Annotated in this window: 11 protein-coding genes; 9 read left to right on the forward strand and 2 right to left on the reverse strand. The window is 72.9% G+C overall.

Annotation, left to right across the window (positions count from 1 at the left end; genetic code table 11):
• Positions 1–42 precede the first annotated feature (42 nt).
• The 7 genes from VGR37_18515 to VGR37_18545 all read left to right on the forward strand — a co-directional run bounded on the left by VGR37_18515 (position 43) and on the right by VGR37_18545 (position 6,376).
• Positions 43–996, forward strand: a complete 954-nt coding sequence (locus tag VGR37_18515; protein HEV2149403.1) for a carbohydrate kinase family protein — start codon at positions 43–45, stop codon at positions 994–996.
• A gap of 374 nt (positions 997–1,370) precedes the next feature.
• Positions 1,371–2,255 (forward strand): ATP-binding protein, encoded by an 885-nt coding sequence (locus VGR37_18520; protein ID HEV2149404.1) that lies wholly within the window; start codon positions 1,371–1,373, stop codon positions 2,253–2,255.
• A gap of 100 nt (positions 2,256–2,355) precedes the next feature.
• Positions 2,356–2,829, forward strand: coding sequence for a peptidylprolyl isomerase (locus VGR37_18525; protein ID HEV2149405.1), 474 nt, complete (start codon positions 2,356–2,358; stop codon positions 2,827–2,829).
• Positions 2,830–2,832: 3 nt separating this feature from the next.
• Entirely contained in the window at positions 2,833–3,426 is a 594-nt protein-coding gene (locus VGR37_18530) for a hypothetical protein (protein HEV2149406.1), read from the forward strand.
• A gap of 1 nt (position 3,427) precedes the next feature.
• Entirely contained in the window at positions 3,428–4,597 is a 1,170-nt protein-coding gene (locus VGR37_18535; protein ID HEV2149407.1) for a PLP-dependent aspartate aminotransferase family protein, read from the forward strand.
• Positions 4,598–4,650: 53 nt separating this feature from the next.
• Positions 4,651–5,664 carry a YpdA family putative bacillithiol disulfide reductase gene (locus tag VGR37_18540; GenBank protein ID HEV2149408.1) on the forward strand — a complete coding sequence of 338 codons (1,014 nt, stop codon included), beginning with the start codon at positions 4,651–4,653 and terminating at the stop codon, positions 5,662–5,664.
• A 112-nt stretch (positions 5,665–5,776) separates the two neighbouring features.
• Positions 5,777–6,376 (forward strand): Spy/CpxP family protein refolding chaperone, encoded by a 600-nt coding sequence (locus VGR37_18545; GenBank protein HEV2149409.1) that lies wholly within the window; start codon positions 5,777–5,779, stop codon positions 6,374–6,376.
• Between the two features lie 77 nt (positions 6,377–6,453).
• Here VGR37_18545 and VGR37_18550 read toward each other — a convergent pair whose 3' ends face one another.
• Entirely contained in the window at positions 6,454–7,605 is a 1,152-nt protein-coding gene (locus VGR37_18550) for a phosphatase domain-containing protein (protein HEV2149410.1), read from the reverse strand.
• A 161-nt stretch (positions 7,606–7,766) separates the two neighbouring features.
• Here VGR37_18550 and VGR37_18555 point away from each other — a divergent pair, with 161 nt between their 5' ends.
• Entirely contained in the window at positions 7,767–9,143 is a 1,377-nt protein-coding gene (locus VGR37_18555; GenBank protein HEV2149411.1) for an MFS transporter, read from the forward strand.
• 129 nt (positions 9,144–9,272) lie between these two features.
• Positions 9,273–9,758, forward strand: coding sequence for a hypothetical protein (locus tag VGR37_18560; protein HEV2149412.1), 486 nt, complete (start codon positions 9,273–9,275; stop codon positions 9,756–9,758).
• A gap of 7 nt (positions 9,759–9,765) precedes the next feature.
• On the opposite strand, the gene VGR37_18565 is transcribed toward VGR37_18560, so the two are convergent.
• A partial coding sequence (locus VGR37_18565; GenBank protein ID HEV2149413.1) for a hypothetical protein occupies positions 9,766–10,377 on the reverse strand: 612 nt, incomplete at its 5' end.

Raw genomic sequence — 10,377 nt, forward strand, 5'->3', positions numbered from 1 at the left:
CCGGCGCCCTTTTCTTCGTTCGTCATTCTTCGTTCTCCATTCATGACCCGTCGTCTCGGCGTCCTGGGCACCTTCGTCTGGGACCGCATCTGGACGCTGGAGGACGCGGCGCGCGGGGAGCCTTTCACCTCCTGGGGCGGGATCGCGTACTCGCTCGCCGCGGCGGCGGCGGTGCGGCCGGAGGGGTGGGAGGTGGTGCCGGTGGTGAAGGTGGGGCGCGACCTGGAGGCGGAGGCGCGGGAGTTCCTGGCGGGGCTGCCGGGGGTGGCGGTGGGGGCCTCGCTGGTGGGGGTGCCGGAGCCGACGAACCGGGTGGAGCTGCGCTACACGGACCGCGATCACCGCGGGGAGCGGCTCACCGGCGGGGTGCCGGCGTGGAGGTGGGAGGAGCTGGAGCCCCACGTGGCCGGGCTGGACGCGCTGTACATCAACTTCATCTCCGGCTTCGAGATGGGGCTCGCGGACGCGGAGGCACTGCGGCGCACGTTCGGCGGGCCCCTCTACGCCGACCTGCACTCGCTCTTCCTCGGCTGCCCGGGGGCCGGCACGCGCGAGCTGCGGACCCTCCCGGAGTGGGAGCGGTGGGCCGCATGCTTCGACGCGGTGCAGATGAACGAGCGGGAGCTGGGGACCCTCCCCGGCGCGGGAGCGTGGCCGGAGCGCGCGGAGCGGGTGCTCGCGGCGGGGCCGGGGCTGGTGGTCGTGACGCTCGGGGCGGAAGGGGCGGCGTACGCGCGGCGGTCGGGATTTCCGCCGGCCTGGCCGGGCGCCCGGGGCGAGGCCGACGGCGCGCCCGCTGGCACCGGAAGGGTCCCTCCGGGCGCGCCTGTGCCGGGAGATCCCACGGGGGCGGGGGACGTGTGGGGGGTCACGTTCTTCTGCGGTCTTCTCCAGGGGTTGGAGGTCGAGGAGTCGATGCGGCGGGCGCACGAGGTCGCCGCGCGGAAAATGGGGCATCGCGGCGCCTCCGGGCTGTACGCGCACCTGGCGGGGTAGGGCCCGTCTCCGATGGGCGGTCGGAGGCGGGGTAGTCTCCGGAAGAAGTGAACTCGCTTCGCTCAGACATCCACTTCTTCCTCCGACCACCCCGCCTCCTCCCTGTCACCCCCTCCGCGAGGTGCCGAACTGCCGTTGCCGTACTCCCCTCCCCCTTGCGGGGAGGGGCCGGGGGAGGGGGCCTGCCGCCGACTCGCCCCGTTGCCGACCTGACAGGAAGCCCTCTCCCGCTTGCGGGGGAGGGTGGCGAACCTCAAGCGAGCCGGGTGGGGGCCGGGCCGGGTGGGGGCCGCCGCGCTCCCCGCTCGCCCTTCCGACCCCCCGGGGCGGGTGTTACCTTCCCGCGTCTTCTCACACCCAGACCGGTCGTCTTCATGTCGCGAGTGCTGGTGGTCCCCCAGAGGCTGGACGACGCGGCCTTCGACGCCCTCGTGGCAGAGGCGGCGCAGGGCGATGGGGAGCGCACGCTGGTCGATGCGCGCCACGTCCGCTGGGCGGACCCGTACGGGATGATCGGCCTGCTGGCGCTCGGGGAGATGCTGCGCCAGGAGGACGTGCGCCCGCTGCTGGAGCTGCCGCAGACGCCGGAGGTGGCGAGCTACCTGGCGCGGATGGGCTTCGTGCGGCAGGCGGGCGCCACGTTCGAGATGGCGGCGCCGCCCCGGCCGCGCGCGGGGAAGGAGACGAGCGTGCTGCTGGAGATCACGCGGGTGCAGTCGCACGAGGACGTGCACGGCGTGATCGACGTGCTCAACGAAAGCCGCATCAGCACTATCCTCGCCGAGCAGCTCCACTACTCGCGCGCGGACGCCATCGGCTTCAGCATGCTCCTCTCGGAGGTGTCGCAGAACATCATCGAGCACGCCGACGCGCCCGGCTGGGTGGGGATCCAGATCTACAACTGGCAGAAGCGGCTGGGCCGCAAGGTGGCCGTGATCGCGGTGATGGACCTAGGCGTGGGCTTCAAGGGCTCGCTGGCGAAGGAGCACGCCGCGCGCTTCGGCGACCGCTGGGGCGACGCCACGGCGCTGGAGGCGGCGTTCATCCACGGGATCACGCGCTTCCGCGACCCCGGCCGCGGCCAGGGCCTCAAGCAGATCCGCAAGAAGGTGGGGCGCTGGGGTGGCAAGATCGCCATCCGCAGCGGCACCGCCCGCATCGCCGACGTCCCGGAGTGGGACGACGCCGACCCCATGGAGAAGGACCTGGCCTACTTCCCCGGCGCGCAGATCCTGATCGTGCTGCCGGCGAAGGAATAGGGCCGGCACGGAGCTGGGATGAGCCTGCGATCGCAGGACCTGCCTGACTCCCGCACTCACGCACTTTCGCACTCACGCACTCCTTTCCGAAAGGCATCCGATGAAGACCGTCACCTTCCAGACCAACAAGGGCACCTTCACCGCGGAGCTGTACGAGAAGGAGGCGCCGGGGACGGCGGCCAACTTCGAGAAGCTGGTGAAGGACGGGTTCTACGACGGGGTCGTCTTCCACCGCGTGATCCCGGACTTCGTGGTGCAGGGCGGCGACCCGATCACGAAGGAGAAGGGGCTCAACCATCCCAGCGTCGGCACCGGCGGGCCGGGGTACAAGATCAAGTGCGAGACGCAGGGGAACCCGCACACCCACAAGCTGGGCGCGCTCTCCATGGCGCACGCGGGGAAGGACACCGGCGGCAGCCAGTTCTTCATCGTCCTCAGCGAGGCGAACACCCGACACCTGAACGGGGTGCACACGGTGTTCGGGCAGGTCACGGAGGGGATCGACGTTGTGAAGCAGCTCCAGCGCGGCGACGTGATGGAGAAGGTCACCGTCTCCGACTCCGCCGCGGCCTGAGGGATGCCCCCCGAGCGCAAGGTCTCGCCGCTCGCCATCGACCTGACGCTCCTCCACCGGCGCTCCATCACCTCGCTGTACAGCAACCTGGTGACCCGCCCCACGGGGCGGGCCGTCCGGACGGGGGTGGAGAGCCAGATCGCGGAGCTGGACGGGGAGCAGTCCGTCTGCCTCTCGGTCCTGGACTTCTCGCAGGTCCGCGTCCTCGACTACTCGTGCGCGGACGAGATCGTCGCCAAGCTCCTCCTCCGCTTCCTGGGGCCGGACCGGCCGGCCGAGGCGTTCTTCCTCTTCCGCGGCCTCCACGAGCACCACCGGGAGCCCATCGAGGAGGTGCTGGAGCACCACGACATCCTGGCCGTCGCGGAGTTCGAGGAGGAAGGCTTCCAGCTCCTGGGAAAGGCCCACCCTGTCCAGCGCTCCTGCTGGGAGGCCGTGCTCCGGGAGGGGCGCGCCTCCGCCGGGAAGGTGGCGGAGGACGCCGGGATGGTGCCCCGGGCGGCGTCGACCGTGCTCGGGGGGCTCGCGGCGCGCCGGGTGGTGATCGCCTACCGCGACGGGACCTTCTGTTCGCTGCCGCACTTCCTGGAAGAGTGATATGAGCTCCGACCTCCGCTCCGCAGGCCCATCCACGCGCGCCGTGCACGCCGGCGACCCCGCGCGCGAGGCGGGCGGGCCCGTCAGCAACCCCATCGTCCTCAGCACCACCTTCCACAGCGAGCTCGGCGGGGAGGGGGAGGTCCTCTACGGCCGCTACGGCAACGGCCCCAACCACCGGTGGGTCGCGCAGCGGCTCGCGGCGCTGGAGGGCGCGGAGGACGCCCTGGTGGTGGCGAGCGGGATGGCCGCCATGGCGTGCGCGCTCCTCGCCAACCTGCGCGCGGGCGACCACGTCGTCGCGACCGCGGCCATCTACGGGGGGACGCGCGACCTCCTGGAGCGCGAGCTGCCGCGCCTGGGGATCGAGGCCACCTTCGCGGACTTCTCCTGCGCCGGCTGGGAGGAGGCCTTCCGGCCCGGCACGCGCGTGGTGGTCGGCGAGACCCCCTCCAACCCGCTCCTGCGGGTGGTGGACCTGCGCCGGGTGGCGGACGCGGCGCACGCCCGCGGCGCCGTGCTGATCGTGGACGCCACCTTCGCCTCTCCCATCAACCTGCGGCCCCTGGAGCACGGGGCCGACCTGGTGATGCACAGCGCCACCAAGTACCTGGGCGGCCACAGCGACGTGACCGGCGGGGTGGTCGCCGGGAGCCGGGAGCAGGTGGCGGAGGTCCTGGAGCGCGCGCGAGTGTGGGGGCCGATGCTCGACCCGCACGCCGTGTGGCTCCTGGAGCGCGGGATCAAGACGCTGGCGGTCCGCATGGAGCGCCACAACCGCAACGGGACGGAGGTGGCGCGCTGGGCGGAGGGGCACCCCGGGATCGAGCGGGTGCACTACCCCGGGCTCCCCTCGCACCCCGACCACGCCACGGCGGCGCGGGTCCTGGACGGCTTCGGCGGGATGGTGGGGATCGAGCTGCGGGGCGGGGGGGAGGCGGCCGCGCGCTTCGTGCGGGCGCTGCGGCTCGCCCGGCTGGCGCCCAGCCTGGGCGGGGTGGAGACGCTCGTATCCGAGCCGCGCTACACCTCCCACGCGTCCATGTCCCCCGAAGAGCGCGCGGCGGTGGGGATCCGGGACGGCTTCGTGCGCCTCTCGCTGGGGATCGAGGACGCGGCGGACGTCGTGGCCGACCTGGAGCAGGCGCTGGAGGCGGCGCGCGGCGCGTGACGTGCAGGCGCCCGGGCGGCGGGGACCGAACGGGCGCGCGAACGGAGGAGCGGATGCGGGAAGCGAAGGAAGAGGACGGGGTGCTGGACGTCGCGGTGGTGGGGGCGGGGCCGTGCGGGATCGCGGTTGGGGTCGCGGCGCGCGAGCGGGGGCTGGGCTGCGCTCTCTTCGACCGCGGGGCGGTGACGCAGGGGATGATGGACCACCCCACCTACACCACCTACTTCAGCGGCCCGGAGAAGCTGGAGATCGCGGACGTCCCCTTCACCACGGCGGGGGACAAGCCCACCCGGCGCGAGGCGCTGCGCTACTACCGGAAGGTGGTGGCGTACTTCGGGGTGGAGGTGCGGCAGTACGAGGAGGTGGTGTCGGTCGACGGGACCCGGGGCGACTTCCGCCTCCGCACCCGGCTGCGGGACGGCTCGGAGCACCTGCATCGCGCGCGCAGCGTGGTGGTCGCCACCGGCTACTACGACACCCCGCGGCGGCTCGGCGTCCCCGGGGAAAACCTCCCAAAGGTGGTGCACTACTTCAAGGACCCGTACCCCTACTTCGGCCAGGACGTGATCGTGGTCGGCGGCGGCAACTCGGCGGCGGACGCGGCGCTCACCGTGTGGCGCGAGGGTGCGCGGGTGACCATCGTCCACCTCTTCGACGCGCTGGACAAGGGCGTGAAGCCCTGGGTGCGTCCGGACGTGGACAACCGCATCGCCGAGGGAGCCATCCCCGCGCTCTGGCGGCACAGGGTGGTGGAGGTCCGCTGGCGCGAGGTGGTCGTGGAGAGCCTGGACACCGGCGAGCGGAGGGCGCTCCCCAACGACTGGGTGCTGGCGATGACGGGGTACGTCCCCGACCCGGTCCTGCTCCGCTCGCTCGGGGTCTCCATCGACCCGGAGACGGGGATCCCCGCGCACGACCGGGAGACCATGGAGACGAACGTGCCGGGGGTCTACATTGCGGGGGTGGTGGCGGCGGGGAACGACGCCAACAAGATCTTCATCGAGAACGGCAAGCTCCACGGGCCGCTGATCGCGGAGTCCGTCCTGCGGGCGGAGCGCCGCGGGTAGGCCCCGCGGCGGCGCGGATCCTGCACGCGGGCCCCGGGTACGATCCCCGTCCCCCGGCGCGGATCCGCCGCTGCGGCCGCCGGGAAAGCCGAATTCCTGCCCGACCGCGACGATGAAGCGACTGACCCGCACTCTCGGCCTCCTTGCCCTCGCGGCCTGCTCGTCGGCCCCGCCCGCGTCGCAGGCGCCACCCCAGCAGGCGTGGGTGCCGACGCCGCCGGTGTACGCGCTGATCGGGCAGCGCCAGGACCTGAACCTCACGTCGGCGCAGGTAACGGCGCTGGACTCGATCGGGGCCGCGCTGCAGCGGCAGAACAGTCCCATGCTCACGGAGCTGCGGGAGCTGCAGCAGGCCTCCGGCGGCTTCCGGCGCCGGCCGAGCCCGGAGGCGACGGAGCGGGCCCGCCCGCTCATCGACTCGCTCCGGGAGAACAACCGGACCGCGCAGGAGGCGGTTCGCGCGCTCCTGTCCGAGGAGCAGCGGACCCGCGTCTGCCGGATCTCCGGCCCCGACCGGGACGATGCACGCCGCCGCCAGGCCCGCCAGCAGCAACAGCCCCGGCAGCGAGGCATCGGTCCGGACACCACGGTGAACGTGTTCCGCGGCCCGTGGACCTGGTGCGGCAACCGCGGGACCTCGGCGCCCGCGCCCGGCGCCGCCTTCGCGGACACGACGGCCCGGCCCGACACCACCGCTCCACCGCGGCCGTAGCGGCGGGGGAAGGGGCTGCGGGCAGCAGCGGAGAAACGCCCGACGCGGAAAGGTCCGCGCCGGGCGTTTCTCCGTCGTCAGACCACGGGGCCGCTCCCGGACTCGTCGCGCTCCGACTCGGCGCCGATCTCGGCGAGCGTGTCCGCGGGGATCCACCCCTCCGCGGCGGCATGCTCCGCGGCGGCCACGGTGTCGTCCGTCAGCACGAGGGTGCTCCCGGCGTGGGCGACCTCCTCCGCGAGCGCGCGCACCGCGTCCGCCCGCCCGGCCGCGGGGTGGACGCTGCGGATGTACACGGCCAGGATCCGCGACGGGTAGTCGTGCACCACGCGGTGGTAGATCTCCGGGTCCTCCTGCCCGCTGTCGCCCAGCAGGACGAAGGGGAGGTTCGGGTAGAGCTCCATAATCCGGCGGATCGCCTCCAGCTTGTGCCCCGCGTGCCCGGTGGGGAGCACCTCCCCCTCGGAGATCCCCCAGTCGCGCAGCATCAGGGGACCCAGCGGGATCTTCCGCAGCTCCAGGAACTCGGTGAGCAGGTCGTACAGGTTCCAGGGCGAGGACGAGACGTAGAAGAGCGGGTTGAACCCGGTGCGCCCGGCGCCGTGCTGCAGCGCCCGGTAGAACGCGGCGACGCCGGGGAAGGGCGATCGGGTGCGGGCGTTCCCCAGGAGGACCGTGCGCGCCATGCGGAGCGGCGTGGTGGCGCCGGTCCGGATCACGGTGTCGTCGAGGTCGCTGATCACGCCGAAGCGGCTTTCCGGCGGCGGTACCAGCACGTGCCCCGTCGCGCGGATCGGGCCTCCGTCACGCCCGGTGCGCCCGGGGAGCTCCAGCGCCACCTCGTGCCAGAGCGACCCGGCGGCGAGCGGCGGGTCCGGCTCCATCCACAGCTCGAAGTACCCCTCCTCGCCGGTGACCGCCTGCCAGGTGCGCCCGCCGAGGCTCGCCGCCACACGCGCGCCGGGGACCTCGTCGCTCTCGAAGCGCTGGATCATGTTCGCCAGGTTGAGGAGCGCATGGTCCCGCTCCCCCGCCGCGGAGGGAGCGCTCCCGCGCAGCACCCGGCCATGCAGGTAGAGCCGCTCCGGGGTGCCGTAGCCGCGGTACGGCTCGATCCGCACGTCGTTCCGGTCCGGGGGGAACGCCTCCGCCACCCGCTCGCGGGCGCGGTCCACGTGCTTCTCCAGCCGGTGGGCCACCTCGCCCAGGGTGCGCTTCCAGCGGTCCATGCATGCTCCTCCGGTTCGGGTCGGCGCCAAGATAGGCCGCGCCGCGCGATTCCGCGACCGGCGGCCCGCGCCCGCGGGACTGGCCCGCTCACCCGCGGCGCCTATATTGAGGGCCGGGCTGCTCTCCTCCCTCCGTTCTCCTCCCCCTACGCGGACCTTCCATGAACGGTGCCGAACCCGCGGCTCGCGAGCGCCGGGGCATCCTGCAGCGCCTCGGCCTGCACCGCCCGGAGCTGCGCGCCTGGGCCATGTACGACTGGGCCGCCTCCGCCTTCCAGACCACCATCATGGTGGCCGTCTTCCCCATCTACTTCATCCGCGTGGCCGGCGCGGGCGGGCCGGAGGTGGTCGCCAGCCAGTGGTGGGGGTACGCGAACAGCGCCGCCATCGCCATCGTCGCGCTGCTCTCGCCGGTGCTGGGGGCCATCGCGGACTTCAGCGCCTCCAAGAAGCGCTTCCTGGGCTCCTTCGCCGGGCTGGGCGTGGCCGCGGTCGCGGGGATGTACTTCATCCAGCGCGGCGACCTGGTCCTCGCGGCGTTCCTGTACCTGGTGGCCTCGGTGGCGGCCGCGGGGAGCTTCGTTTTCTACGAGTCGCTCCTCCCGCACATCGCGCGCGAGGACGAGGTGGACCAGGTCTCCACCTCCGGGTACGCCTTCGGGTACGTCGGCGGGGGAATCCTCCTGGCGCTGAACCTGGCCTGGATCCAGAAGCCGGAGCTCTTCGGGATCCCCGCGGGGACGCTCCCGGCGCGGCTCTCCTTCCTGTCGGTGGCGGTCTGGTGGGCGGTCTTCTCCATCCCGCTCCTGCGGCGCGTCCCGGAGCCCCCGCGGCTCATCGAGGCCGACGAGAGCCCGGCCCGGGGCGCGGTGCGCGCGGCGTTCTCGCGCCTGGCGGAGACCTTCCACGAGCTGCGCGGCTACAAGAACGCCTTCCTCCTGCTGCTTGCCTTCCTCCTCTACAACGACGGGATCGCCACCATCCAGAAGATGGCGGTCCCCTACGGCACGGAGCTGGGGATCCCGGAGGCGGTGCTGATCGGCTCCATCCTCCTGGTGCAGTTCGTCGGCATCCCGTTCGCCTTCCTCTTCGGGATGCTCGCCGGCCGGATCGGCGCGAAGCGGTCCATCCTGCTGGGGCTCGTGGTGTACGTCGCGATCAGCCTGGTGGGCTTCAACATGCGCACCGGGCGCGACTTCCTGGTGCTGGCCCTGATGGTGGGGATGGTGCAGGGGGGAACGCAGGCGCTCAGCCGCTCGCTCTTCGCCACCATGATCCCGCGGCACAAGTCGGGGGAGTTCTTCGGCTTCTTCAGCGTGTTCTCCAAGTTCGCGGGGATCTTCGGGCCGCTGCTCTTCGCCGCCGTCATCGGGCAGACGGGGTCCAGCCGCTACGGGATCCTGTCGGTGATCGCGTTCTTCGTGTCGGGGGCGCTGCTGCTGATGCTGGTGGACCCGGCGGAGGGGGAGCGGGCGGCGCGCGAGGCGGAGGCTGCGGTGCGCGTGGTGGACGACTCGGAGACGGCCGTGGCGGGTTGAGCCCGGGGCTCACTCGCGGCAGGCACGGCGAATGCGGGAAAACATCAGGACGTAGCGTCCCCCTCGTCGCCCGACGTGCGGTGCACCGGCACGTTGGGCATGCGACCCACCAGATCGGGGTGTACTACCATGCGACCGCGCGCTCGTTTCTGGATCACGGCAGCCCTGCCGGTGGTCGTCGCGACCGCCTGCGGCGACGGGTCGACGGATGCCACTCCTCCAGATCCCGTCACGCGTCCCCCCCGGGTCACCGTCGAGTTCGTCTACCGCGCTTCGACGAGCATCGATCCCGTGGTCGCGGAGCGGACCCCGAGCTGCGTCAACGGCGTGGGCCGCACGCACATCCACCCGAGCTGGCACCAGTTCGCCCGTTTCGACATGAGTGCGACCGGGCCGGACCGATGGGAGATCTCCTTCTCCGACGTACCGGCCAACGCGGAGTACCGGATCCGGATCAGCGATCCGAACGCCTGCGCCGAGGACCCCAACGGGGCGAGCACCCGCAACGTCTTCGCGAACGGCGTCCTGCTGACCCGCATCGTCGGCACTCCCGGGAACGGGACCGAGCCGGGGCTCGCCTTCAGGGTGGCGCCGGACGGGCAGATCCTCCCGTAGCCGGTCCTCAACGCCCGGGGCGCGGCCCCGGTGCGAGCGAGGGGTGCTCGGTGTCCGCGACCTCCTGCCGCAGTGCCTGCAGCCGCGCTGCGAGCCCGCGCTGCCTCTCGCGCAGCTCCGGGAGTAGGTCGCTCCCGCGGCGCCGGAGCAGGAAGAAGCGGCGGACGTCGTCGGTGGCCTGGTCCCAGCGGTTGCGCACCGCCACGGTGAGCAGGCCGAGCGGTGGGAGCAGGAGAAGCGCCGCGACGGCGGCCTCCCACCGCAGCAGGATCCCCGCGGCCGCGGCGAGCAGGACGGTCCACGCGACGTGCGTCACCGCGCCCACGAGCAGCTTGTAGGTGGCGCGGACGTCGTGGGCCGGCTTCGCGCGCGCCTCCAGCACCCCGGTGAGGCGGTAGGGGAGGTAGAAGGCTGCGGCGCCGAGCGCGGCCAGGGGGACGCCCAGGAGGAAGAAGGCCAGGCGGCGCGCCGTCCACCCCAGCGCCACGTGCAGGCTGGCGTCCTCGTGCAGGTCGGCGGGGCGGAGGTCCAGCACCCGGAGCACCCGGGCGTGGCGGGCCAGGTCGCGCGCGAGCTCGCGCCAGGCGCCGCGGTCCTCCCGGCGCACGCGGGCCAGGAT

Source organism: Longimicrobiaceae bacterium, from assembly GCA_035936415.1.
Taxonomy (GTDB): Bacteria; Gemmatimonadota; Gemmatimonadetes; order Longimicrobiales; family Longimicrobiaceae; genus JAFAYN01.